The sequence below is a fragment of the Thermosynechococcus sp. B3 genome, assembly GCF_030323045.1.
GTDB lineage: Bacteria > Cyanobacteriota > Cyanobacteriia > Thermosynechococcales > Thermosynechococcaceae > Thermosynechococcus.
The window spans coordinates 1527909-1551424 of record NZ_CP097584.1 but is presented as its reverse complement, the minus strand read 5'-3'; the positions used below and the strand labels follow the sequence as shown (position 1 = coordinate 1551424).

Genomic DNA, 23516 nt, shown 5'->3' with positions numbered 1-23516 from the left:
CCCCTACGGGGTACTTAATTTTTGAGCGATAATAATGACGAAATTAACTAAAAGATTAAGTCAAGTTCAGTAAGTTATCTTCTTCGTGGGTTGAGATCACACAATCGGACGTGGGATAGGCTGCACACAGGAGCACAAATCCAGCATCCAACTCCTTAGGCTTCAAAAAGGAGTGATCCGACTGATCCACCGTGCCTTTGATGATCCGACCAGCACAGTTGACGCAGGCACCGGCGCGGCAGGAGTAGGGCAAAGCAATGCCTTGGGCTTCGGCAGCATCAAGAATGTACTCGTCGGCATGAACACGAATGGTTTTATTCAAGCCTTTGGCTTCATTGACCAGTGTGACATTATAAACTTTGCTATGATCCCGCTTTGTCATTCAAGCTCTCCTAAAACTTGCTTTTGAAATGCCTGTCTGTTTGTCCGCTTAACCCATGGCTTTAGAGCGATCGCAACCCCACAGGCAGTTGTAGAACGCATTCTATATTGCTTTCATTTTAGCAAAGGGACTCAGGGGAACGACTGTTATACGGAATTGTTTATACTTTGAAACTATTTATCAAAGCGATGCAGGATCTGGGTTGAGCTAGTGGCGGGTTTGAGTGGCAGGTGGTGTACTCTGCGGTTGACTGGGGGAGAAGCCCGATCGCCAGACGGCTCCTGCGATAATGGCAACAACCACCAGGGCGATCGCCCCTAGACCCACGAGGCTGGTTTTTGAGCCTTGGCTCTCTTTTTCATGGACGGTTTCTTTGTTGTTCCCCTGCGGCTCCCTGTCGCTCTCACTGGCCAAGGTCTCTTTTGCGGGTTCGGCTTCAGGATGTAACTGCGTGGCTGCCGCTGCCACCAATTCACGGCTCGGGGTTCGCCGCAGTTCGCCACTTAGCTCCATACCCACAAGGGTTTCCTTGGCACCCCGCAGATCGGATTTAATGCTTTGGAAGGCAATGGATTGCAGATATTGGCTGAACTCAGTATCCGCCATCGAGAGCATGAGATAGGAAGCCTTGGCTTTACGACCAAAGAGAATCACATCGCCGTGCTGCAATTCATGGCTACTGATGCGCTTGCCATTGACAAAGGTGCCGTTGGTACTGGGCTTACCATTGGCATTGCCATCCACCAAACGATAGCGATAGCTGGTGGTACCGGGGACAGGTACCCGCAGGAGAATAGCGTGCTGGCGGGAAACGGTTTCAAAGTCAATAACAATGGCATTACTCTCATCGCGCCCAAGGGAGTAGGCCGCTGCCTCAAGGGCGATCGCCCGCCGGCCACCCACGGTATTCAAAATTAAGACGTGACGTTCCTGTTGCAGGCTATTCATTATCTCTATCCCCCGTGTTTCAACAGCCCTCAAGAAATCATCCCCTCTGCAAATCTGAATACTCCCCGCCTTCAGCTTGAGTTAGGGCAGGAGCAACGTTACAAAACGTGACACTTCAACAAGTGGTCTAGGCTGTGTGCTTACTTCTACCTTTGCCTGTTTCACCTAGGGCTGCTGTGATATTGATCACATTGAAGAGGGTTTTTAGGGAGCGCCACAAATCGTAACAAGTCGTTATCCTCAACCCCACTGCCAGAAAAGCAGCCTAAAATTAATTTGGTTACTGTGGATTCAATGGTGCTTGGAGTTTATTCCTATGGCCACGGATTTTAATCGCGGCATTATGAAGTTTGATGGTGCCGACAGCCCAGCGATGATCGCGATTTCTGCCGTTTTGATTCTTGGCTTTATTGCGGCACTCATTTGGTGGGCACTCCACACGGCCTACGCCTAAGGGAGCGATCGCTCCAGATGGATCGTGTGCTCGGTGAGGGCTTCAAAGGTTTCATCGTGGCTAATCACAAAAAGTTGATGAAAACTTCTGAGATTGCTCAGGCTCTCGGCCAGTTGTTGGCGGCGCACCTGATCCATATTGGTGGTCGGTTCATCAAAGAAGGCAATGTCGGTGTTGACCAGTACCCGCAGCAGGGCTAAGCGCACCGCAAGGGCAGCACACATTTGCTCGCCGCCAGAGAGGCTCTTGAAGGGTCGCCAGTAGCCGCCCTCGTTCACTTGAATTTCGTAGTCTGCCGTCCACTGGAGCGACACATCGGGACGGTTGAGAAGTTCGCGCAGCAGGCGATCGGCTTCGCTGGAAACGGTGTGCAAATAGGCTTCACCAACCCGGGGACCGCTCTTTTTGAAAATGTCGCGGGCCGTCTCAATCAGAGAGTGGTGTTTTTGTGCCGCTACGAGCTTTTGCAGTGTCTTTTCCTTTTCGGTGGCGACTTCATCAAGATGCTTGAGGGTGGCAAGGCAGGTTTGGTACTGCTTTTCTTTTTCAGGAATCGCACCAAGGAGCCGTTGATACTCGCGGTGTAGCTGCTCGTAGCGATCGCGCACGGCTTCCAGAGCGGCTAAATCGACCCCTTGCTCTTGGGCGTTGTACTCTGCTTGGGCTTTGGCAAGGGCAGCTTGCAATTCATGGGCGGATTGGGTGGCTGTTCGCAGGGCAGCTTCATAGCTCTCTACTTGGGCGGCCTGCTGCTGGTGTTGGAGATAGGTATCATAGCTGGGACGCAAGCTAGCTAGTTCATCCCTAAGCTGTTGCCGCTGTTCCTCAAGGGTGGCATAGTGTTGGCGTTCCTCATAGAGGGGGGTGAGGCGAGCTTGTAGGGTGGCCTGTTCGGTACCCAAACGTGCGTAGTCGGCTTCCAGTTGGGGGGCTGCTGCCTGCTGCTCCAGTAACAGTTGCCGCTGGGCATGGGGTTGACCAAGGTTAGCGCGTTCTTGGCGTAATTTTTGCAGGCGGCGTTCGAGATCAGGGAGTTGTTGACTCAGGGGTTCTAGGGCTTGCTGGCGATCGCCCAACTGCTTAAGCTCTGCTGCCAAACGGCTGCGTTCCTCCTCAAGGGCTTGGGCTTGCAAGAGGGATCGTTCTGCTGCGGCAGCACGGGCAATGTCAGTTTCTAACTGTTTTAACGTCTGGTTGAGGGCGGGAATAGCGGCAGGATCCGTGAGGGTTTGTCGCAGTGCCGTGAGTTGATCCAAAAGCCAGTGATAATTCTGCTGAAGCTGCTGAAGTGCTTCTAGCCCCTCTTGAATGGCGGTGGCAACGAGGGAAAATTGCTGTGCCGCTGTAAGGCTTGTCATGGCCGCTGTGACAAGGGGATCGGTTGCCGTAGCGTGGCTTTGAGCCGTATTGAGAATGGGATCAAGGGTGGCAGCAAAGGCATGGGCGGCGGTGGCGTGGCTGAGTTGGGCTTGGAGTCGCTCCCATTCTGCTTGTTTAGCGCTCAAGGTGGCGGCTAAGGGACGCTGTTGCTCTAGGGCTTGCACCTGTTGCGCCATTTCCTCAAGGCGGGCTTGCAACGTTGCCGCTTGTTGCTTGAGGTGGCGCAGTTCTTGATCCGCCTGCTGGGCTTGTTGGTAGCGCGCCTCAAGGGGGGCAATTTCGGCATCGAGGGCGTCGGCAGCAGCAATTTGGGGTTCAAGGGCCGCGAGTTGGCTGGCAATGGTGGCGATCGCTTGGCGTTGGCTTTCAATACTAGCTAATTGGGTGGCCAGCTTGTGTTGCTGCTGCTCTAGCTTGCGAATGTTCTGCTCAAGGGCAGCTCGTCCCCGTAGTTGCTGCTCAAGTTCTTGGTAGCGGCTCTCTTGCTGCCGATAGCGATCGTAGTCGGCTTGCAATTGCTGGCACTGGGCTTGGCTGTTGCGAGCTGCGGCCAACTGGCGCTGGCGATCGCGACAGAGTTCCTCCTGCTGATGGAGTTGGGCTTCGAGGCGCTGACAGGTTTGCGCAAGACGGTTCAGCGTTTCAACGGCAGCTTCATATTGCTGTTTTTCAGTGGCTAAGGCCTGACATTGTTGGTGTAATTCCTCGCACTGCTGGCGATCACGCTCTAGCTCCGCTGCCAAGGCGGTTGCCTGTTGTTCATATTGCGATCGCGTGGCCAGTTCCTGTTTTTGCACCGCCAACTGCCGCTCTAGGGACACCACCTGCTCTTGGGAAAAATTGACGAGGGCAAGGGCATTGTCAAAGGCTTGGCGATAGTCACTGACTTGCAAAATCGGTTCAAAAACTTGCCGCCGCTGGGCGGGTGGCTTGAGAAAATCCGCCGTGATCATCCCTTGGGGAATGCCAATGATCTGCTCAAAGAGATCCCGAAGCGGAAAGGCACTGCGGATACCGAGGTGCTCCTGCAACCACACCTGCACATCTTCACGCAACGAAAGACCGAGGTCTCCCACTTGGGGGTCATAAATCGCGTACCCCGTTTGCGTATTGCGCCGTACCACATAGGAGCGACCATCTGCTGCCGAGATAAACTGAACTGTGGCTTCGGCGCGTTTAGCACCCTTGCGAATAATCGCCTTATTAAAGCCACTGCCATAGCCCGAGGTGGCATCAAAGAGAACCCAAGCAATGGCTTCAAAAATACTGGTTTTGCCCGCACCATTCTCGCCACAGATGACATTCACACCGGGCAGAAACTCAAACGTGCGATCGCGGTGGGTCTTAAAGTTTTTTAGGGTTAGTCGCTGAATTTCCACCGTCTGTCTCCAAAGGCTAGGGCAGTTGATAGAACGTTGATCAACCCATATCAAACAACAAGTGAGAGAGTTAAAGCTAGCTACCCTCGCTCAGCCAAGTGTGAAGTTCTTTAGGAATATTACTTGTCGGTAGGTGTTCTGCATTGATAAAACGATCCATACTTTTACAAAAGTTTACTTGGTCTTAAGTCTTTTTGAAAAAGTTGCCATTGGCGAGTGACTTTCCCTAGGCTGGATCTATAGTAATATCCTTGTTTTTCGGCAAGCTTGGTCTCCGCACTCGATGCTCCTAGCTCTAGGCACCCTACGCTTGGAGAAATGCCTAATTTATCTTATCAAGCGTATTTCCAGTGCCTAGGGTTAGCAATGCCTTGCACCGCTATTTTCTCCAGAGGCAGTTGAGTTGACAACTACAGCATTTCACCACGAGAGGATTTGACCTGTGGATTTATTACATAAGCAGATTCTGGTTCTGAGTAACAAAATTGATGCCCTCTACCAGATCGTTGAACAACTCAACCAAAAGGTTTCTAAGGCCCTAGAGGAGGGGCGGCTCAAGCCTCTGCCTGTAACCCCTACTGAGCAGAATCCTCTGCCCAAACCTCGCCCCTTGGTGAGTACCCCAGAACACAAGGATATTCTGGTGGATGATGACTATAGCCAAACACGCAACCTCAGTGGCGATCGCCCCCTGAGTCCAGAGGTGCAAATTCAACGGCTCACGGCACAACTCACGGCGGCCTACAACCAGATTGCTGCTCTGGAGGAACAGTTGCTCTCCCACCACATCCACAGCCACTGAGATACCACAAGTCAGATCCCAAGGTGAGCCAGCACCTGCTGTCGCCATTGGGCGTTCTGGTGGCGATCGCTCCTAAATTCCAAAAGCCGTATTTTTGGCCAAGGGGCAAGGGAAAGTTGGGTTTGCACATCCGCCCAATCCTGTAAGCAGTGATAGGGAATACCGTAGGCCGCTGCAAGATGGGCAAAATTGACCGCTTGGGGGGTGGCAAAAAAGGCCTCAAAGGGTGGATCAAACTGCCGAATCGGTAGATGCTCAAAAATACCACCGCCGTTGTTATTGATCAGCAGTACAGTGAGACACCCCTGAAACTGTGGCGTGATCAGCCAACCATTGGTATCGTGCAAGCAGGCCAGATCCCCAGTGATCAAGAGGGTCGGTTGACCGCGATGGGCAACCCCAAGGGCACTAGATAATGTGCCATCAATGCCGTTGGCGCCTCGATTAAAGTAAAAACGATGGTGGCGATCGCTCGCCCGCCAAACCCTCTCAACATCGCGCACGGGCATACTACTGGCCACAAAAATCGCCGTTTGCGATGGCAACCACTGCGGCAGATGGTAAATCAGCTTGGCCTCACAGAACCAATCAATGGCCTCAAAGGTTCGCTGCAGTTGCTCATGTACTCGTTGATCGTGGTCTTGCCAGTCCTTGAGGTAGGGGTTGGGGGGTAGGGGGTCGGGGGGGCAGTCCACCGCTTGGGGGGCGATCGCCAGCGTCTGACAGCGACCATGGAGAGGATTGTTGTTATCGCCCGTGGGGTCAAAGCACCAGATCAGCGGATCGCAGGCACTCAGCCACTCCCGCAGGGTCTTACTGGTGGGCAGCGGTCCCAGTTGAATCACTGCTTCAGGACGCAAGGATTCCCGTAGGTGGGCATTTCGCAGTAGCAGATCGTAATGGGTAATACTGTGGGGCAGCCCCCGTGCGTAGGAGAGGGCATCGGCAAGCACTGGCCACTGCAGAAACCGACTCAGGCGATCAATCGCGGCAGCTTCCGCTAGAGAATCCACCCCATGACTAGGCCCCGCAATAATTAACCCCCGCTGCATCTGCTGCCATGTTTGCCAAGGGAGAGCGGTGACAACCCGAGGCGGCACAAAGGGCTGCACCTGATCAAAGAAGTTTTCAGGAAGTGCCCCATGAAAATTGGCCTCAGGGCGCAGGTCAAGGGGATCCCGCAGGGGAATATTCAAATGGACTGGCCCCGGATCTGGCCAGAGGGCAGTTTGCCAGCTATGGCAGAGGGTTTGCCGCAGGTAGGGCAGCAAAGCAAGTTCCGGCAGACTTAGTTCGCGATAGTGACGTACCGCCTGACCATAGAGATGCACCTGATCAATGGCTTGCCCCGCTTGGCAAAAGCGCAATTCGGGGGGGCGATCGGCGGTCAGCACAATTAACGGTAAATGACTGAGGCTTGCTTCAATAATCGCGGGATAGAAATTGGCCGCAGCGGTTCCTGAAGTGCAGACAAGGGCAACGGGTCGTCCCTGCTGTTGGACAAAGCCAAGGGCAAAAAAAGCTGCCGAGCGTTCGTCAAGAATCGGCAGGGCCTCAAGATGGGGATGGGCAGCAGCCGCGATCGCCAATGGTCCAGAACGTGATCCCGGCGAGAGAACGACTGTCCGCAGTCCCAAGCGATAGAGGGTTTCAAAGAGGACGCTCGCCCAGAGGACATTGAGATTTTCAGTGAGAATCATCTATCAATCCAGAAGCGCTACCCTAGCCATAGGCCACCAATAGAATAGGGTGCTAAATCCAGTTTGAGCCTATTTTGAGACTTTGAAAGAGCATCCCAGAGTCTTTGCCATACGCCAAAATGCAGGTTCTTCAAGGAGTTGAGTGTTAAGCGGGCAGCGGGAATCGAACCCGCGTCTCTAGCTTGGAAGGCTAGGGTTTTACCATTAAACCATGCCCGCAGTCCCAAGGAATACTACATTAGCACGACCCTTGGGGCGATCGCAAAGGGCAAGCCTAGGGAATCGTTGCCATCTTCACATCGTTGCGATCCAAGATGCTTTGGAGTTCCTCAGCATCGATCGTTTCTTTTTCAATCAGCACTTGGGCAATTTGGTCAAGGACATGGCGGTTGTTCACCAAGACCTCTTTGGCACGGCGATAGGCTTGCTCGACGAGATTGCGCACTTCGTCATCAATGGTGGCAGCCGTTTCCTCGGAGAAGTCCCGTTCTGCCATAATGTCGCGGCCAAGGAAGACATTCCCGGTTTGCCGTCCCAAGGCCACAGGTCCTAGGCGATCGCTCATGCCAAAGCGCGTCACCATTTGCCGCGCCACCCGTGCCACCTGTTGCAGGTCGTTTGAGGCACCCGTTGTCACCTCATCTTCGCCAAAGACAATTTCTTCCGCGATGCGACCCCCCAAGGCAACAGCCATTTGGTTTTGCAGGTAGGCACGGCTATAGAGACCCGAATCCATCTGATCTTCGTTGGGGGTAAACCAAGTCAGACCACCTGCCCGCCCCCGGGGAATGATGCTCACTTTTTGGACAGGATCGTAGTCGGGCATCAGGGCACCGACAAGGGCATGACCCGCCTCATGGTAGGCGACTAACTTCTTGCGGCGATCGCTCATGACGCGGTCTTTTTTCTCAGGGCCCGCGAGGACGCGATCAATGGCATCGTTAATCTCATCCATCGAGATTTCAGTCAGGTTGCGGCGAGCTGCCAGAATGGCCGCTTCATTGAGCAAGTTCGCGAGATCCGCACCGGTAAAGCCCGGCGTCCGCCGCGCAATTTTGTCGAGATCCACGTCCTTAGCGAGGGTTTTGCCACGGGCATGGACTTTGAGAATATCGAGGCGACCCTTGTAATCAGGACGATCCACCACCACTTGACGGTCAAAACGCCCCGGACGCAACAGCGCTGCATCTAAAACATCCGGACGATTTGTCGCGGCAATAATAATGATGCCCGTATTCCCCTCAAAGCCATCCATTTCCGTCAGCAATTGGTTGAGGGTTTGCTCCCGTTCATCATTGCCACCGCCCAGACCGGCACCGCGCTGGCGACCAACGGCATCAATCTCATCAATGAAGACAATACAAGGGGCATTGGCTTTAGCTTGTTCAAAGAGGTCGCGCACCCGTGAGGCACCCACCCCCACAAACATTTCCACAAACTCCGAACCCGAAATCGAGAAGAAGGGAACGCCCGCTTCACCAGCCACTGCCCGCGCAAGCAGGGTTTTACCCGTTCCAGGAGGCCCCACAAGGAGGACGCCCTTGGGAATTTTGGCGCCCACTTCCGTAAAGCGATCGGCGTACTTGAGGAATTCCACCACTTCCCCCAGTTCCAGCTTGGCCTGATCAATCCCAGCCACATCATTAAAGGTCACTTGGGTTTGGGGTTCCATCTGTACCCGTGCCCGCGACTTACCAAAGTTCATCGCTTGGTTGCCGGGACCTGCTTGGGCACGCCGCAGTAGGAAAAAGAGCAGTACCAAAAGACCAATGGGAACAAGCAAGCTGCTCAGGGCGCGGAACCAGAAGCCATCGTTGCTTTGGGGCAAGACAGCGATGTCCACATTGTTAGTTGTGAGAATATCAAGGAGTTCAGGGTCATTGGGAAGATTGACGAGTACTCGCGTGCCATCTTGGGTTATAGCTTGAGCTTGGGAGCGGTCAGGGGTGATACTGACTTTGGTGATTTGCTTACTTTCGACCTGTTGGATGAACTCACTGTAGGGCCATGTCTGTTTGGTCGTGGGTTGGCGATCAAAGAAGGCAGTGGCCAAGGCCAGCACCACGATTGCAAGAAGAACGTATAAACCTGCGTTTCGCCATTGTTTATTCACCGATCGCCATCCTCCGCTAGGAAAAGTGAAAAGTCTTTACATAAGTTCATACTAACGCATTCTTTCGCAACCCTAGGTGAGCAGTCCCGTGGTTAAGATCATCAATATCCATGATAAGCCGTCAGAAAATGCTCGATTTAGACACCTGCTACCGGGTACTGGAGTTGGAGCCGGGGGCAACCCTCGAGGAAGTGAACCGAGCTTATCGGGATTTGGTGTTTATTTGGCATCCCGATCGCATCCCGAAGGACAACACACGGCTAATCGAGAAGGCACAGGAGAAAATTAAGCAGTTTAATGAAGCGCGGGATCAACTGCGGCAGCATATTGCCCGACACGGCAGCCAAACCTCCCAGCGGACTGCTAGCCAGCGGCAAACCTATCATTCCTCGCCGCCACCCCCACGCTATCAATCCAATCCCTACACCTATCGCAGCTATCATCCGCCCCGTGAGCCGCAGCAAACGACGCACCAGACCTATAGCCAACACCACAACCACACCTACAGCACCTATCAGCGCCAACGCACAGCCGCGCCCCCGCCCCCAGAGCCACCCCGCACGACGCCTCCCCACAAGGATATGTCGGGGGTGAATTTACAGGGAGCCAACCTGAGTGAAAAGGACTTTGAGGGGCGCAACCTCAGCCATGCCAATCTCAGCTATGCCGATCTCAGTGATGCCTTTTTGCACCGCGTGATTCTCCACCGTGCTAACCTGCGCCACGCCAATCTCTTTCGCGCCAATTTGCTGCAAGCGGATCTCAGCTATGCGGACCTGCAAGAGGCCAATCTCATTGGTGCTGACTTGAGTGGGGCTGATCTGCGGGGTGCCGATTTACGGGGAGCAAAGATCAGCCAAGGCAATCGCCTCCTAGTGAAACTGACCGGGGCACGCCTCACGGGAGCGATTATGCCCGATGGGCACGTCCACGCCTAAGCTTGAATCACACCCTTAGAACTGGGAATTTGCTGACTGCGGCGCGGGTCAATGGCGATCGCCATGCGTAGGGCACGGGCAAAGGCTTTGAATGTCGCTTCAATAATGTGGTGGGAATTAATGCCATCCAATTGGCGAATATGCAGCGTCATGCGGCTATGGTTCACCAAAGCAACGAAAAACTCCCGCACCAGTTGCGTATCATAGGTGCCCACCCGCTGCGTGGGAATCTGCAACCCATAGCTAAGGTGGGGACGCCCCGAGAAGTCTAGGGCAACTTCCACCAAACTTTCATCAAGGGGCGCTACAAAGTGACCAAAACGATGAATCCCCCGGCGATCGCCCAAGGCTTGATCGAGTGCCATCCCCAAGGTAATGCCCACATCCTCATTGGTGTGGTGGTCGTCAATATGGGTATCGCCTGTGGCCTGCACCCGCAAATCCACAAGGCCGTGGGAGCAAAGCTGATCCAGCATGTGATCGAGAAAGGGAATCCCCGTGTGATTGTCCGCTCGACCATTGCCATCGAGAACCAGTTCAACGTGAACGCTAGTTTCTTTGGTCTGGCGATCGATCGTGGCTTGGCGCAACAGAGGCGCGTGGCCATTACTGAGGAGAGAGTCATTCATGAAGAATTACTGACGCGGTTGGGGATTGGCAGAAGTGGCTGGCGGTGGACTCGCCGCAGGCGTTCCGGAAGGAATTGCCCCCGTACGCGGAAAGGGCACATCCACAAAACCTAATTCTAGCAATTGCTGATAGGCCTTTTGTCCCAGTTCACGGGTGGGGTTTTGGCTGCGGATAATTTCCACCAAAAGGGGCACGGCAAGCTCAGGTTGGTTATTAGCGCGATAGACCAAAGCCAGTTGAAAAGTTGCTTGATCGCGCAGTTGTGCTGCTTCTAGGGCACGGCGACGGTTGCTATCGGCAGCCGCAGTATCAATCCCCAAAAAGCTAGAGTTGAGGGACTGGTAAAAGTTCGAGAGTTGGTTCATCACCGTACGGGCTTCCAGCAGCTTGCGAGCGGCGACGGCATAATTTTGGCTATTGACTGCGGCGGCAGCCTCATCCATCAAGCGCTTGCCCCCCTCAAGGGTATAGATTGAGGAGCTGGGTGGGGGTGTGGGATTCACAATCTGGACATTGGGGCTAGAAGATTGATTCTGAGCAAACACTGCCCGCGGGAGTACCCCCAGTAGTAACACCCCAAGGAGCAGCGATGATCTTGAGCAGTGAGCAAATGTATTCAGGGGCATGGTGCGAACCCTTTACTAAGATAGAGGCAGTCAAGCGGACAATCAACATCGCGTATCTTATCACCAAGTAATGACAGCCCGTGCAGGATCCTAAGTTCCAATTTTCCTCAAGACTGAGGCCGTGGCCATGGTAAATCCCACTCCTCAGGGGACAACGGCTCATGATGCCATTCGGGAACGGCGCCGCCAATTGCAAAGTAAACGCCGCTGGCGGCAACTGGCAGGGCTTTGGCGTACCAGTGTCCTCTTGACCTTAACAGGGGGACTGGTTTGGGGACTGACGCTGCCGGACTGGGTTATCCGCCGCCCGGAGCAAGTGGTGATTCGCGGCAATCAACTGCTGAAAACGGAAGCGTTGCAGGCACAATTGCCCCTTGAGTATCCGGAGTCACTGCTGCGTTTGCGGCCACAGGAGATCATTCATGCCTTAGAAACGACGCTGCCTCTGCAACGGGTGACGATCGCCCGCCAACTCTTTCCGCCGACACTGATTGTCGAAGTCCAAGAACGCAAGCCTGTCGCAGTGGCCACCTGTAATCAATGCTGGGTAATGAGTGCAACCGGGCAGCTGCAAGGGCCTGCCAGTCGCTGGTTGGTGGATGGTCTCGGATTTGTTGCCCCGCTGAGTAGCTATCAAGCTAGGGCCGTGAAGCCAATGCCCACACTCCAGTTGCAGGGGTATTTTGTACCCGTTAAGGATGCGCCGCGCCCGCAGACATTGGCCGTGGATGGCGATCGCCAGCAGCAGTGGCAGCAAATTCACCAGATTCTCCAGCAGCAGGATCTGCCGATTACGGGTTTAGATTGGCGCAATGAACAGAATCTAATTGTCCAAACCCCCCTCGCGCCGGTTCACCTTGGGGTGGTGCAGTGGCATAGTCCCACATTTAAGAAACAACTCAGTGCCCTAGCCAGCCTCAAGCAGTTACCTCAGTACTTGGATCCCCGCCAAATGGTCTTTATTGACTTGGTGAACCCCGATGAACCCTTGGTGCAACTGCGGCAGCAGCCGACACAGCAACCCCTTCCCCGCAGTCATTAAGGCGCAAGGGCACGGCATAATAGAACGGTTAGCTTGGAGTGGCTGGTCAATGAAACCCTTGAAGTTCGGCACAAGATTGCCCCGATTTCTGCCACAGTTGGTGATGGTGCTCGGTGTGCTTCTGCTGGTGAGTTGCGCGTCACTCTCCTCAGTGGCTGACACCAGTTCAATTCCAGGAGCACAAAGCCCAACCCCTACGGCCAATTTACCTCGACTCAATGGCGATGCAACGATTGTACTGACAGTCAACGATCGCCCGATTACGATTCAAGTGAAGGGGGATGCTGCCCCGATTACCGCTGGCAATTTTGTGGATTTAGTACAGCGGGGGGTCTATGATGGCACGATTTTTCACCGCGTCGTCCGTGAACCCCGACCCTTTGTGGTTCAAGGGGGGGATCCCCAGAGCAAAGACCCCAGTGTGTCGCCGCAACTCTACGGCACGGGTTCATTCATTGACCCCGCGACCAATCGCCCCCGCTACATTCCCCTAGAAATTCTTGGTCAGGGCAGTGACACCCCCACCTATAGCCAAGCGGGCAAAGTCTCACCCGTTCTGAATCATACGCGCGGTGCGGTGGCCATGGCGCGATCGCAACTCCCCGATTCGGCCTCAGCCCAGTTTTATATTGCCCTTGATCAACTGGATTTTCTGGATGGCAATTATGCCGTCTTTGGCTATGTCACCGATGGTATGGACGTGGTGGACACGATCCAACAGGGCGATCGCCTGCAATCCGCTAAGGTTGTGGCCGGTTTAGAAAATTTACAGCAGCCATAGCAGAACGCCGCCGAAAGCGTTGCCGCAGGGTGGGTAACAGCCGCAAACACAGGGCGTAGGTGAGGAGTCCGGCAATCACGCCCACCCAAACACTGCCAAAAATCAGAATCGTTGCCATTTGCCCCCCCTGTTCGAGGAGCTTTTCCCAAGATTGCCACTCGCCAAAAGATAGGGCAGGCTGCCCCATCAGCCACCAGCCCACCTGAAAGTTAAACCAATACAAGGGCACATAGGTAAAGGGATTGCTCACCCAAGTGGCAAGGGCGGCCAAGGGCTTATTTCCCCGCACGAGGAGCGCTACACTGACCGCAATGAGCATCTGACCCCCAAAGAGGGGAAGCATGCCAGCAAAGACCCCTGCCCCAAGGCCACGGGCAATACTCTCAGTGCTACTGTGGGAGCGCATCAAGCGCAAATAGTGATAGCGGAGCGATCGTCGCCAAGCATGGAGCCAACGGGGCTGTCGAGAAGGCTGAGGAAAAGACAACCGCATCATAGGTGAGCTTCGAGAGGGTTCAAAGGTTGAAAAAATGGGCGAATAAAGGTCTTTGCTTAGCAGTTTGACATATTTTGCTTAGAGAGTGCTAGGGGTCGCATCCTTGGGCTTGCCCAATCCCAGCGCCAAAAAGCCAAGGGCGATCGCCATCATCACACTACTTTGCCAAGCGGGCGCCACCCCACCCCAGCGATCGAAGACCCACCCTGCCCATGCCGGTCCAGCAATCCCCGCCACACTTTGGAGCGATTGGCTAGCGCCAATAATTTTCCCCTGATCTTGATCTCGCACCCGATTGGAGATCACCCCTCGCAGGGAGGGCAACATGATGCCCACCCCAAAGGCCAAGCCCACAACACAGCTGTAGAGGAGCGGCACGCTGAAACTGCCCCCACTGGGAACAGCGGCAATCCCCAACAAGGCCAAGGCCACTAGGAGCAATCCCCCCAAGCTCAAGCGCTGCTCACCAAAGCGAGGAATCAATGAGCGAATCAAGCCCGCCTGCACAATCGTACTCACCACGCCAATAATCACAAAAATGATCCCCGCTTGGGCAGGTCCCCAACTCAATTGCCGCTTCAAGAAGAGGACGAAGATACTGGTAAAGCCAGCAAAGGCAAAGTTGAAAATAAAGAAGGCCATGAGTAAGGCTTGGAGGGTGCGTTGATTGAATAGCTCCAACCACTGTTGCTGCAAGGCAAAGCTCTTTAGGGTCAGGGGCGATCGCTGGGCTGCGGGCAATGACTCCGGCAAGATGAAGTAGGCCAACACCACATTGACCAGTGCCAAAACAGCGGCAAACCAAATCGGCAACTTGAGATCAATGGCTGCTAGACTGCCGCCAATGGCCGGCCCAAAAATGAAGCCAATGCCAAAGGCTGCCCCCGTTAAACCAAAGTTCTTAGCCCGATCTGCTGGAGCGGAGGTGTCGGCAATATAGGCCTGAGCCGTTGAAACCACGCCCCCCGTGAGGCCATCAATAATCCGCGAGACAAAGAGCAGCCAAGGCACCGTTGCCACAGCAAAGAGAATGTAGGATAGGGCAGTACCGGCAATGCAAATCAGCAACACCGGGCGACGTCCCCAGTGATCCGAGAGGGCACCCAGTAGCGGAGCAGCAATAAATTGAGCAGCGGCAAAGGCAGAAAATAACAGCGTCAAGCTCAAGGCATCAAAGTTAAATCGCTCCACAAGGAAGGGCAAAATGGGGAAAATCAGACTCTCACCCAAACGGTCGATGACAATTGTGAGTAAAACAATGAATAATGGTGAGCGTAGGTTGATCCCCATTGATGTGATACGTCCTGATGTAATGGATGCCTGCCCTGTCGGGTTTAGACCCCCAGAAAAAAGGCAGTACAATAAAAGACTACAACTTAACACAATACAGTCCTTTTCCCATCGATTGGACACAGCCCAAAACATCCTACTGATGAGGTGATGCCACCCATGTCTGCTTATACGGAATCTTTGAAGCGATCGCTCTTTTTGACACTGATTGCCCTAGTTGTATCATTGACGATTTCCTTCTTGATGGCAATCTAAATTTGCCCTGAAAATCATTTATCATCTTCTATCAGTGATGTGAGTTGAGTGAGGTATGGCCACTCGTTCTGCCGCTGCACCCCCGCCGCTGCCCCTGTGGGTCATGTTTCGCTTGGGTCTGTTTCAGATGGCACTGGGGATGATGTCGATTCTGGTGTTGGGGGTGCTCAACCGCATCCTGATTAAAGAACTGGCGGTGCCGGCCACATTGGTGACGCTGACGATCGCCATGCATCAATTTGTCTCACCGGTGCGCGTGTGGTTTGGCCAGCTCTCCGATGCCCATCCCATTGGCGGCTATCATCGCACGGGGTATGTCTGGGGTGGGGCTTTGGCCTTTACGTTGGTCACCTACGCGATTGTTCAAGTGATCTGGCAGGTGGGGCAGAGTTTAGATCAAGCGGGCTGGAGTCTCGTCACCCAAGGGTGGATTGGCCTATTGGGATTGCTCTTTGCCGCCTATGGCATTTGTGTCAGTAGTAGCTCGACCCCCTTTGCTGCCCTGCTCGTGGATGTCTCCGAAGAGGAAGATCGGGGCAAATTGGTGGGCATTGTCTGGTCCATGTTGACCGTGGGCATTGTTGTCGGTGCCATTCTCAGTAGTGTGCTGCTGCGGCAGTTGGAGCTAGACACCCCCATTGAACTGCTGCAACAAAGTGTGAATCGCCTCTTTTTGGTGGTTTTGACAGTGGTCTTTGCACTCGCGATCGCCAGCACCTGGGGGGTTGAGGCCAAGTATTCCCGCTACCGTGTGCGCAGTCGTGCCTGTGACAACCCGGAAAACATTACCCTTGGTCGCGCCCTGAAAATTCTCACGGCCAACTCCCAAACGTGGCGCTTTTTTCTCTTCCTTGTCCTGATGACCCTGAGTTTATTTATTCAGGAACCGATTCTGGAACCCTTTGGCGGTGAAGTTTTTGGCATGACGATCGCCGAAACCACCCGCTTGAATGCCTACTGGGGCATGGGTACCCTTGTGGGTCTAAGTTTCACCGGATTTTTGATTGTGCCCCGCCTCGGCAAGATCCGCACCACCACCTATGGCTGTTGGGGGGTGGCCTTGATGTTCTTGCTCTTGATCATCTCAGGCGTCACGCAGCAGGTGTGGCTCTTTCAGTTGCAACTCTTTCTCTTTGGCATTGCCGCTGGGGTGACAACAACGGGTGCCCTCAGTCTCATGCTGGACTTAACGGCGGCGGAAACAGCGGGGACATTTATTGGCGCTTGGGGCTTAGCGCAGGCCATTGCCCGGGGATCAGCGACTGTTGTCGGCGGAACGGCCCTTGATATTGGGCGTCAACTGTTTGGCGTGCCGATCCTCGCCTATGGCTTTGTCTTTTGTCTGCCGATGCTGGGAATGCTGGCCGCTGTCTTACTTCTGAAACGAGTGGATGTCAGTCAATTTCGCCAACAATCTCAGGTGGCGATCGCCAAGGTCTTGGCTGAGGACTTGGAATAGAGTCACCTACCAGCGGGCAAAGAAGGAAAAATCCAACTTACCAAAGTGGGTGACATGGGCGATATTAAAATACTCTAGGCAATTCACCAGCCAGCGTACCTTGCCGCGACTAAAGGACTGATAGTGGTTAAACAGGATCGCAAAGCGTTTTTCAAGGTAGGGTTTTACTTTCTTGCTGAGGAGCACAACCTTGAGCAATAAGCCAATCGTTGCCGCTGTGCCGATGGTATTGAGCAAGTCAACAAAAACCAGATGGTTAGGATTTTGGGCGCTATCCACCACTAAGTAGTTGAGGGTTTGGCTACAGGTGCGCACAATCGTAAATTCATTCAGAGGTTGTGGCTGCTGAAAGAGGGGCAGCGTTTCCAAATACTGGTAAAAGCGCTGGCGAAAGCGACCCCGCCCCACATCCGCTGTGGTGTCCGTCAAGTAGTGGAAGAAGGCATCCCGAAAGTCGCGGGTGGATTTCAGGCGTTGCAGCCGCTGTCCAAATTGACTGGCCAAGTCGCGATAGGTGTGGCGGCCATCCACCTTACCGACAAAGTGTTGAATCGAGGTTCTGACTTCCTCAGCAGAGAGCAACGTGGGATTTTTCACCAGTGGGATATTGTTATGCCCCTGAGCACGGCGAAACTCACTCGTGAGGTATTGACTCAGGTTCATTTCAAACTGCTGAGTGGCCTTTTGCTGAAAGTCTTGAATGTAGCGCAGGTCTTCGGGTGTCGTGTCATCGCCCACCAAGCAGTGGTTATAGAGATAGGGATAGCGGCGAATTAAGGTAGCAAGGGGGCGATCGCTATTTTGCTGAATCTGTGAAACGTCTTGGGCATCTTCTTGCAGAAATTGCACCATGCGCTGGAGCTTCTGAAAGGCTTCACTCTCTAAATAATCCTTCAGGAGCAGCCGCAGCTTACGCACAATCGGTGCCCGGCTCAGACCCCCCGCCGGCATCGCCACAGGCGTTTGCAGCATAGCCAGAAATTCGGGAACTGCCCCTTGGAGCAAAGGACGCGACTGCCAGCGGTTAATCAAAATGTGGCAGCAGCGGTTCATAAAGGGACGAAAATTATCTGCCACCCGTGCCCCCGTCACAATCCGATCCATCGCCTCTTGAATCTGGCGATCGGGATAGGTATAGCCCATGAGAAAAAGGGCACGAAACCGCTCAATGACTTGCTGCGGACTCTCGTGCTGCACACATTCCAGCAAGTGGTCGTAAATCAGTTGGTAGTCGTTTGCCTTTATCCAAGTATTCATGGGGAATATGCGCTCCTAAGCCACGCCGCTACCGACCGTGCTGGAATTCAGGGGCACAACTGCGAGGTTCTAACATACCTGCATCATAAAAGGCAACATATCGTTAACTGGTGATCGAAAGCACGTTTTTCCCGTGATCCTAATCACAAGAATGACTTAAGTACCTTTGATCGCTGACTAGCGCAAACGCCCTACTACTTTTTGATGATAAACAACAAGACAATCAATTGACAACCGACGATAAAAATTGGTGCCAAGTTCTCTCCTCATAAAGAGTTTTTAGGCTTCAAGAGCATTAGCGCCCCTGATACCCCGAAAGCTGAGCTAGACCCTCTAGGGGATAGACCCCCTCATAGCGTTTACCGTTGATTTCCCATGTGGGGTAGGCACGGATATTGGCCTGTTTGCACAGTTCTGGCTGGCCATTGGTACCGCGCGCATCGCACTCAATATAGTTGATACTTTTGAAAGCGCTGCCAAAGAGTTCTTTTTGCTTCATGCAAGCGGGACACCAGTAGGCACCGTACATCTTGGCATTGATTTTCTTGAGGTGGTTCGCCAGCCCTTGGGGGGAAATGGTTTGACTGGTTCCCTGCGCCATGACCATATCGGGAGAGTGCAAAACAGGTAAACGGGGCACAAGGGCGATCGCCAACCCCACACCCAAGCCAAACAGGAGATAGCGCAAGGAGTTTTTCATTGAGAACCATCCACTAACCCAATCTAGTGTACTGTACTCTACATAGTGCTAGAGCTAAAGACCGCGAGTACCGTCTTGTAGTTCCGCTATTCTGAAAATTGCATCTAAGAATCATGCTGGCACGCCTTATCTAGGAACAATGAAGCAGCAGTACGACCAAGATTACAGTGCGTGGATTGCAGAAACAGTGGCATTATTGCGAGAAGGACGATGGCAAGAGTTGGATCTGCCCCATCTCATTGCTGAGGTAGAGGACTTGGGCAAAAGTGAACGGCGCGCCATCAATAGCCAGTTAACTCGTCTGTTGCTACACCTCTTAAAGTGGCAATATCAACCCCAGCACCGCTCTGATAGTTGGTTGGATGCGATCACGGATGCCCGCACTCAAATTGAGCTGACTATAGCTGATAGTCCGAGCTTGCGGGATTATCCAGCCAGCCAACTTGCCATAAGCTATGAGCGCGCTCGCCGCCAAGCAGCAGCGCAAACGGGTTTACCGCTGAGCACTTTTCCTGAAACCTGCCCTTATCCCCTAGAGAGGGTTTTGACCCAGAGTTGGCTCCCCGAAACGGACACTTAGCTCAAAACACTAGACGAGGTGCATTCGCCCGTGCTATTGCCGTTAAACTAAAACTACGTTATAGCGGCAGTGCCCTTGCGGATCTTTGAATGGCAGCGATTTTTGAGCTTCATCCGGTTAACCCCCAGCCCCGCACGATCGCCCAAATTGTTGAGGCTCTCAAGGAAGGGGCAGTCATGCTCTACCCCACGGATACCGTCTATGCCATTGGCTGCGACATGAACCACAAAGGAGCGGTGCAACGGGTACGCCAACTCAAGCAACTCTCCAACGATAAACCCGTCACTTTTTTGTGCTCTTCCCTCTCCAACATTGCCCAGTATGCCTATGTCAGCGATGCCGCTTATCGCCTCATGCGTCGCCTGATCCCAGGCCCCTACACCTTTTTGCTCCCCGCTACCAAACTGGTGCCCCGCCTTGTCCAAAATCCCAAACGCAAAACCACGGGGATTCGCGTACCTGACCACGTTGTGAGCCAAGCGCTGTTGACCGCCTTGGGGAATCCGATTATTTCCACCTCAGCACGACTGCCTGACGACGAGACGTATTACGTGAATACCGCAGATCTCTTCGATGCCTTTGACAAACGGGTGGATTTAATTATTGATACCGGCGACCCCCCCGGACAGCAAATGTCGAGTATCCTTGATCTCACCGTTGACCCCCCGCTACTGGTACGCAAGGGACAAGGGTGGGAAGCGCTACCGGCAGAACTGGTGACTGCTGAGTGAGCCACTCTAGCTTTTCGGCAGATAGAAACCGTTATACAAGGTTTGATTTAAGAATGACTTCATCGCAATTAATTGGCAAAGTATATTTAGTGGGCGCAGGCCCCGGCGATGTGGGGCTACTGACGGTGCGTGCCAAGACGCTACTGGAGTGGGCGGATGTGGTGCTCTACGATGCGCTGATTAGCCCCGCAATTCTTAACTTGATCAACCCCGAAGCGGAAAAAATTCATGTGGGCAAGCGGCGGGGCAACCATACCCTGTCCCAAGGGGAGATTTGCCGCCTGTTGATTGACTTGGCTCAGCGCCATGCGGTGATTGTGCGCCTCAAGGGGGGTGATCCCTTTGTCTTTGGCCGAGGGGGTGAAGAGTGTCTTGCCCTTGTCGAGGCTGGCATTACTGTCGAAGTGGTGCCGGGGGTCACCAGTGGGGTGGCTGCACCTGCCTATGCGCACATTCCCCTCACCCATCGGGATTTTAGTTCTTCGGTGGTTTTTGTCACGGGCCATGAGGCTGCTGGTCGCTATCAACCGCGTGTAAATTGGTCGGCTCTGGCTACGGCGGTGGATACGATTGTGATTTACATGGGACTCCACCATCTGGGGGAAATTGTGCCGCAACTCTTGGCGGGTGGGCGATCGCCCCAGACGCCCTTGGCCTTTATTGAATCAGGGACAACACCGCAGCAACGGGTGGTGGTGACAACCCTAGAGCGAGCGATCGCCACCTATGACGAGGCACAGATTCAAACGCCTGCCCTGATTGTCATTGGCGAGGTCATTCACCTGCGCTCCCAGTTAATGGGAGGTCTCCACCAGATCTGAAGCAGCGGGTTCTAGGGGCAGCGACAGCATCGCCCACTCTAAATAGGGCAAAAGCTTACGTCGCGTTTGATCCAGAGAATAGGCAAGGCGGATATTCTCTCTGGTGAGTAGGCCTAACACCCGTTGCGGGTTCTGGCGATCGACCACGGGCAACTGCCTTAAATCCCGCGCTGCCATGCGATCGAGGGCGTCCTTCAGGGGTTCATCCCCATAGGCCAGTAACAGATCTCGCGTACAGACACTCCCCACCGTTTGCGTTTGATAGGCGGTTGTTTCCTGATCTGCTTCCCAACGGGTCAGCACCCGATTAATATCCCCAAGGGTGACCAACCCCATCAAGTCCTGCTGACTATCGGTCACAAAGGCGCAGTAGGCTTTTTTTTCGATGAGTTGTAAGCCAGCTGCAACCACAGGCGTCGCTTCGTTCAGAAACAGCACCTCCGATTGCATGGCTTCCGCCACAGAAAGATTGGGGGGACTTTCCTCCTGCTCCTCCTTCTGGGTCTGAGCGCTGGGTGCCAATGCGGGCAGTTCGCCCCGTTTTTGAACACTCAAACTATTCACTAGCCAGACACTCAAGCCCACCGCTGCCATCAGAGGCAAAATAATGCGATAGTCCCGCGTCATTTCAAAGAGTAGCAAGATAGCGGTTAAGGGAGCATTGACACTTGCCGCGAGGACAGTTGCCATTCCCACTGTGGCATAGGCTGCTGGTGCAGCAATGCTGTTGGCAAACATGGGTAGCAGGATCGGCAACACCTTACCGTAGGCAGCTCCTAGAGAAGCCCCCAAAAATAGGGCTGGTGCAAAGATGCCCCCCACCAGACCACTGCCAAGACTCACTGCCGTCAGTACCATTTTGGCTAGCAGCAATACCAACAACAAACCGAGGGAGAGGTTCACATCCCTGAGAATTGCTTCCACCGTTTCATAGCCAACGCCCAGCACTTGCGGTAAATGCAAAGCCACAAGGCCAACACATAACCCACCCACAAGGGGACGCAGCAGTAGGGGAATGCGACCTAAAAACTGCAGGGGGGGTATCTTCCTCTGAAAGACTTGGGGGAGCCACTGGAGCAAGTGGGTATAGGCAACGGCGACACCGTAGGCCAACAGTCCCAAGCCCAAATACAAGGGCAACTCAAGGGAACTGCGCACTTCATAGGTGGGCAAATCAAAGGCGGGTTGTGACCCCAAGCCAATTTGGGTAATCAGGGCAGAAATCACAGCGGCCAAAAGCACCACACTCACAGCCGTTGTTTCAAACGTGGTGCCCAATACCACCTCTAGGGCAAAGAACACGCCAGCGATCGGGGCATTGAAGCCTGCTGCCAACCCTGCCGCTGCCCCTGCACCGAGGAGCAACTTTTGCCGTTCTCGGGAAACCTTCAGCGCTTGACCAAGGAGAATACCGATGTTGGCGCCCACTTCCACACTGGGGCCTTCTGGACCAAGGGACGCACCTGTACCAAGGGAAATCGCCGCCGCAAGGGTTTTGGCCATGGGACGAATGAAGGGAATTTCCTTGCCCGCTTCTACGGCACCCATCAATGACACCAAGTTGGGACTAAACTCTTGGACAAACTGGCGGATGATCCCCACCAGCAAGCCCCCTAATGCAGGAACACAGGCCAGTGTCCAAGCGCCCCATCGACCCATCAGCCCCATCAAGTCTTCAAGGGCCATGTGATGAATTGTCTCAATCAGGTAACGAAACAGCAGCACACTCAGCCCTGCACTACCGCCAATCAGCACTGCCAAGACCAGTACGACGGTTTCCGGGGGCGGTTGTAATTGATTGAAAAGTCGAGTGAGGCGAGATTCAGCAGTCAGGGAAGGAGGGGAGGATGGGAAGGACACTGTTGCAAAGGGGTGAGAAAAAGTTGCTTAAAATAGCTCTATCTTCAATTATGCGGAATTTCCAATGGAGAAGCTAAAAGGGCAAAATTTGCGGCGTGACATGATAAAAGTAAGGATGTAGCCACCACAGCAAACCGACAAAGATCGCTACTCCCCCATAGGCGGGGCGCCAAAATTCCCGCCACACGAGTTGTTGCTTACCTTCCCAAATGGCTTTGAAGGGAATGATTGAGGTGCGGGCTTTCAGAGCAGTAAACACTTCTCCATGCCGTGCGTACCAGCGGCGATCGCCATGCCAAACCCCAAAGCAGTGATGGGCAATCAGCCCAAGGGAGGTCAACAGTGTAAAGGACGTGCCCAACCACAGCGTATGCGCCACACACCAGATCACCTGTCCCCATAACTGCGGGTGGCGGGTAATGCGAATAATGCCCGTTTCGTAGAGGTGCACTTCTGGCTTTTGTACAGCGGCAATCTCTAGCAAGTTAAATGTGGCTGGATAAAGAAAGAGAAACGAGATCGCCGATAGCCCCCACACGAGCGCCCCCATCCCCGGTACCCCTTGGAGTTGCCACAGTTGCACGCCGTCGTAGCGATGGGCCAAAAAGTAGAGAATCAAGGTTGTCGCTAAGGGCAGACTCACTAGGGCAAAAAAAATGCGATAAAGGCGGGCACCGACGCGCTTTTCTGCCCAAGGACGTAAGCTTGCCAATCCACTGTGGGCGATCGCAAACAAGAGCAATAACCCCACCATGATCCACTGCGAACTGGTTTGCCAACTGTGCTGATCCACGCCGATCTACTCCGTACGATTAAAACCCCATCCCATGATCCCAAAGGGTCAGACGCTTTGTAAAGTAATGTAACTGAGCCGCAAAACGCAGCCTATGAG

Annotated in this window: 22 protein-coding genes and 1 tRNA gene; 9 read left to right on the top strand and 14 right to left on the bottom strand. The window is 53.8% G+C overall.

Features of this window, described 5'->3' with window-relative positions; all coding sequences use genetic code 11:
• Window positions 1-55 precede the first annotated feature (55 nt).
• Both M0646_RS07815 and M0646_RS07810 read right to left on the bottom strand, forming a co-directional pair.
• Window positions 56-382 carry a 2Fe-2S iron-sulfur cluster-binding protein gene (locus M0646_RS07815; protein ID WP_149819700.1) on the bottom strand — a complete coding sequence of 109 codons (327 nt, stop codon included), beginning with the start codon at window positions 380-382 and terminating at the stop codon, window positions 56-58.
• Window positions 383-589: 207 nt separating this feature from the next.
• On the bottom strand, window positions 590-1330 hold the full coding sequence (locus M0646_RS07810; RefSeq protein WP_286649482.1) for an FHA domain-containing protein: 741 nt from the start codon (window positions 1328-1330) through the stop codon (window positions 590-592).
• Between the two features lie 316 nt (window positions 1331-1646).
• On the opposite strand from M0646_RS07810, the gene M0646_RS07805 reads away from it, so the two are divergent.
• The gene (locus tag M0646_RS07805) at window positions 1647-1784 is read left to right on the top strand and encodes a hypothetical protein (RefSeq protein WP_024125599.1); all 138 of its coding nucleotides are present in this window, start codon (window positions 1647-1649) and stop codon (window positions 1782-1784) included.
• Here M0646_RS07805 and M0646_RS07800 read toward each other — a convergent pair.
• Window positions 1781-4543, bottom strand: coding sequence for an SMC family ATPase (locus M0646_RS07800; RefSeq protein ID WP_286649481.1), 2763 nt, complete (start codon window positions 4541-4543; stop codon window positions 1781-1783). The genes M0646_RS07805 and M0646_RS07800 overlap by 4 nt on opposite strands.
• A gap of 442 nt (window positions 4544-4985) precedes the next feature.
• Between M0646_RS07800 and M0646_RS07795 the strand changes: the two genes are divergently transcribed.
• Entirely contained in the window at window positions 4986-5345 is a 360-nt protein-coding gene (locus tag M0646_RS07795) for a hypothetical protein (protein WP_206200320.1), read from the top strand.
• Window positions 5346-5356: 11 nt separating this feature from the next.
• Here M0646_RS07795 and menD read toward each other — a convergent pair whose 3' ends face one another.
• The 3 genes from menD to ftsH3 all read right to left on the bottom strand — a co-directional run bounded on the left by menD (window position 5357) and on the right by ftsH3 (window position 9158).
• On the bottom strand, window positions 5357-7045 hold the full coding sequence (menD, locus tag M0646_RS07790; protein WP_286625216.1) for a 2-succinyl-5-enolpyruvyl-6-hydroxy-3-cyclohexene-1-carboxylic-acid synthase: 1689 nt from the start codon (window positions 7043-7045) through the stop codon (window positions 5357-5359).
• Between the two features lie 148 nt (window positions 7046-7193).
• Window positions 7194-7264, bottom strand: a tRNA-Gly gene (locus tag M0646_RS07785).
• A 55-nt stretch (window positions 7265-7319) separates the two neighbouring features.
• Window positions 7320-9158 carry an ATP-dependent zinc metalloprotease FtsH3 gene (gene ftsH3, locus M0646_RS07780; RefSeq protein WP_286625214.1) on the bottom strand — a complete coding sequence of 613 codons (1839 nt, stop codon included), beginning with the start codon at window positions 9156-9158 and terminating at the stop codon, window positions 7320-7322.
• A gap of 128 nt (window positions 9159-9286) precedes the next feature.
• Here ftsH3 and M0646_RS07775 point away from each other — a divergent pair, with 128 nt between their 5' ends.
• Complete coding sequence (locus M0646_RS07775) at window positions 9287-10096, top strand: pentapeptide repeat-containing protein (RefSeq protein ID WP_286649480.1); 810 nt, start codon at window positions 9287-9289, stop codon at window positions 10094-10096.
• On the opposite strand, the gene hisB is transcribed toward M0646_RS07775, so the two are convergent.
• Window positions 10093-10725, bottom strand: a complete 633-nt coding sequence (hisB, locus tag M0646_RS07770) for an imidazoleglycerol-phosphate dehydratase HisB (protein ID WP_286625210.1) — start codon at window positions 10723-10725, stop codon at window positions 10093-10095. The two genes, M0646_RS07775 and hisB, sit on opposite strands and share 4 nt — an antisense overlap.
• A gap of 6 nt (window positions 10726-10731) precedes the next feature.
• A complete protein-coding gene (locus tag M0646_RS07765) occupies window positions 10732-11352 on the bottom strand; it encodes a hypothetical protein (protein ID WP_206200315.1) in 621 nt (206 codons plus the stop codon).
• Window positions 11353-11479: 127 nt separating this feature from the next.
• On the opposite strand from M0646_RS07765, the gene M0646_RS07760 reads away from it, so the two are divergent.
• Both M0646_RS07760 and M0646_RS07755 read left to right on the top strand, forming a co-directional pair.
• Entirely contained in the window at window positions 11480-12394 is a 915-nt protein-coding gene (locus M0646_RS07760; RefSeq protein WP_286649479.1) for a cell division protein FtsQ/DivIB, read from the top strand.
• A 49-nt stretch (window positions 12395-12443) separates the two neighbouring features.
• The gene (locus tag M0646_RS07755; RefSeq protein WP_286649478.1) at window positions 12444-13175 is read left to right on the top strand and encodes a peptidylprolyl isomerase; all 732 of its coding nucleotides are present in this window, start codon (window positions 12444-12446) and stop codon (window positions 13173-13175) included.
• Here the strand turns inward: M0646_RS07755 and M0646_RS07750 are convergent.
• Both M0646_RS07750 and M0646_RS07745 read right to left on the bottom strand, forming a co-directional pair.
• A complete protein-coding gene (locus M0646_RS07750) occupies window positions 13135-13671 on the bottom strand; it encodes a DUF2062 domain-containing protein (protein WP_286625208.1) in 537 nt (178 codons plus the stop codon). The genes M0646_RS07755 and M0646_RS07750 overlap by 41 nt on opposite strands.
• 78 nt (window positions 13672-13749) lie before the next feature.
• A complete protein-coding gene (locus M0646_RS07745; protein ID WP_286649477.1) occupies window positions 13750-14961 on the bottom strand; it encodes an MFS transporter in 1212 nt (403 codons plus the stop codon).
• A gap of 310 nt (window positions 14962-15271) precedes the next feature.
• Here M0646_RS07745 and M0646_RS07740 point away from each other — a divergent pair, with 310 nt between their 5' ends.
• A complete protein-coding gene (locus M0646_RS07740; protein WP_149819674.1) occupies window positions 15272-16675 on the top strand; it encodes a BCD family MFS transporter in 1404 nt (467 codons plus the stop codon).
• 6 nt (window positions 16676-16681) lie between these two features.
• Here the strand turns inward: M0646_RS07740 and M0646_RS07735 are convergent, their stop codons facing one another.
• Both M0646_RS07735 and M0646_RS07730 read right to left on the bottom strand, forming a co-directional pair.
• Entirely contained in the window at window positions 16682-17932 is a 1251-nt protein-coding gene (locus tag M0646_RS07735; protein WP_149819672.1) for a hypothetical protein, read from the bottom strand.
• 295 nt (window positions 17933-18227) lie between these two features.
• Entirely contained in the window at window positions 18228-18632 is a 405-nt protein-coding gene (locus tag M0646_RS07730) for a hypothetical protein (RefSeq protein WP_149819669.1), read from the bottom strand.
• A 139-nt stretch (window positions 18633-18771) separates the two neighbouring features.
• Here M0646_RS07730 and M0646_RS07725 point away from each other — a divergent pair, with 139 nt between their 5' ends.
• The 3 genes from M0646_RS07725 to cobA all read left to right on the top strand — a co-directional run bounded on the left by M0646_RS07725 (window position 18772) and on the right by cobA (window position 20764).
• Complete coding sequence (locus tag M0646_RS07725) at window positions 18772-19212, top strand: DUF29 domain-containing protein (RefSeq protein ID WP_286649476.1); 441 nt, start codon at window positions 18772-18774, stop codon at window positions 19210-19212.
• Window positions 19213-19301: 89 nt separating this feature from the next.
• Window positions 19302-19943, top strand: a complete 642-nt coding sequence (locus M0646_RS07720; protein WP_286649475.1) for an L-threonylcarbamoyladenylate synthase — start codon at window positions 19302-19304, stop codon at window positions 19941-19943.
• A 53-nt stretch (window positions 19944-19996) separates the two neighbouring features.
• The gene (gene cobA, locus M0646_RS07715) at window positions 19997-20764 is read left to right on the top strand and encodes a uroporphyrinogen-III C-methyltransferase (protein WP_149819663.1); all 768 of its coding nucleotides are present in this window, start codon (window positions 19997-19999) and stop codon (window positions 20762-20764) included.
• Here cobA and M0646_RS07710 read toward each other — a convergent pair.
• Both M0646_RS07710 and M0646_RS07705 read right to left on the bottom strand, forming a co-directional pair.
• Window positions 20738-22624, bottom strand: coding sequence for a chloride channel protein (locus M0646_RS07710; RefSeq protein ID WP_286649474.1), 1887 nt, complete (start codon window positions 22622-22624; stop codon window positions 20738-20740). The genes cobA and M0646_RS07710 overlap by 27 nt on opposite strands.
• Window positions 22625-22697: 73 nt before the next feature.
• A complete protein-coding gene (locus M0646_RS07705) occupies window positions 22698-23378 on the bottom strand; it encodes an NnrU family protein (RefSeq protein WP_399374967.1) in 681 nt (226 codons plus the stop codon).
• Between the last annotated feature and the right edge of the window lie 138 nt (window positions 23379-23516).

What these genes read in the sequence shown, in the direction of transcription:
- M0646_RS07815 (WP_149819700.1), bottom strand. Translation starts at nt 382, where the DNA reads ATGACAAAGCGGGATCATAGCAAAGTTTATAATGTCACACTGGTCAAT.
- M0646_RS07810 (WP_286649482.1), bottom strand. Translation starts at nt 1,330, where the DNA reads ATGAATAGCCTGCAACAGGAACGTCACGTCTTAATTTTGAATACCGTG.
- M0646_RS07805 (WP_024125599.1), top strand. Translation starts at nt 1,647, where the DNA reads ATGGCCACGGATTTTAATCGCGGCATTATGAAGTTTGATGGTGCCGAC.
- menD (WP_286625216.1), bottom strand. Translation starts at nt 7,045, where the DNA reads ATGATTCTCACTGAAAATCTCAATGTCCTCTGGGCGAGCGTCCTCTTT.
- M0646_RS07775 (WP_286649480.1), top strand. Translation starts at nt 9,287, where the DNA reads ATGCTCGATTTAGACACCTGCTACCGGGTACTGGAGTTGGAGCCGGGG.
- hisB (WP_286625210.1), bottom strand. Translation starts at nt 10,725, where the DNA reads ATGAATGACTCTCTCCTCAGTAATGGCCACGCGCCTCTGTTGCGCCAA.
- M0646_RS07765 (WP_206200315.1), bottom strand. Translation starts at nt 11,352, where the DNA reads ATGCCCCTGAATACATTTGCTCACTGCTCAAGATCATCGCTGCTCCTT.
- M0646_RS07760 (WP_286649479.1), top strand. Translation starts at nt 11,480, where the DNA reads ATGGTAAATCCCACTCCTCAGGGGACAACGGCTCATGATGCCATTCGG.
- M0646_RS07755 (WP_286649478.1), top strand. Translation starts at nt 12,444, where the DNA reads ATGAAACCCTTGAAGTTCGGCACAAGATTGCCCCGATTTCTGCCACAG.
- M0646_RS07750 (WP_286625208.1), bottom strand. Translation starts at nt 13,671, where the DNA reads ATGATGCGGTTGTCTTTTCCTCAGCCTTCTCGACAGCCCCGTTGGCTC.
- M0646_RS07745 (WP_286649477.1), bottom strand. Translation starts at nt 14,961, where the DNA reads ATGGGGATCAACCTACGCTCACCATTATTCATTGTTTTACTCACAATT.
- M0646_RS07740 (WP_149819674.1), top strand. Translation starts at nt 15,272, where the DNA reads ATGGCCACTCGTTCTGCCGCTGCACCCCCGCCGCTGCCCCTGTGGGTC.
- M0646_RS07735 (WP_149819672.1), bottom strand. Translation starts at nt 17,932, where the DNA reads ATGAATACTTGGATAAAGGCAAACGACTACCAACTGATTTACGACCAC.
- M0646_RS07730 (WP_149819669.1), bottom strand. Translation starts at nt 18,632, where the DNA reads ATGAAAAACTCCTTGCGCTATCTCCTGTTTGGCTTGGGTGTGGGGTTG.
- M0646_RS07725 (WP_286649476.1), top strand. Translation starts at nt 18,772, where the DNA reads ATGAAGCAGCAGTACGACCAAGATTACAGTGCGTGGATTGCAGAAACA.
- M0646_RS07720 (WP_286649475.1), top strand. Translation starts at nt 19,302, where the DNA reads ATGGCAGCGATTTTTGAGCTTCATCCGGTTAACCCCCAGCCCCGCACG.
- cobA (WP_149819663.1), top strand. Translation starts at nt 19,997, where the DNA reads ATGACTTCATCGCAATTAATTGGCAAAGTATATTTAGTGGGCGCAGGC.
- M0646_RS07705 (WP_399374967.1), bottom strand. Translation starts at nt 23,378, where the DNA reads ATGGTGGGGTTATTGCTCTTGTTTGCGATCGCCCACAGTGGATTGGCA.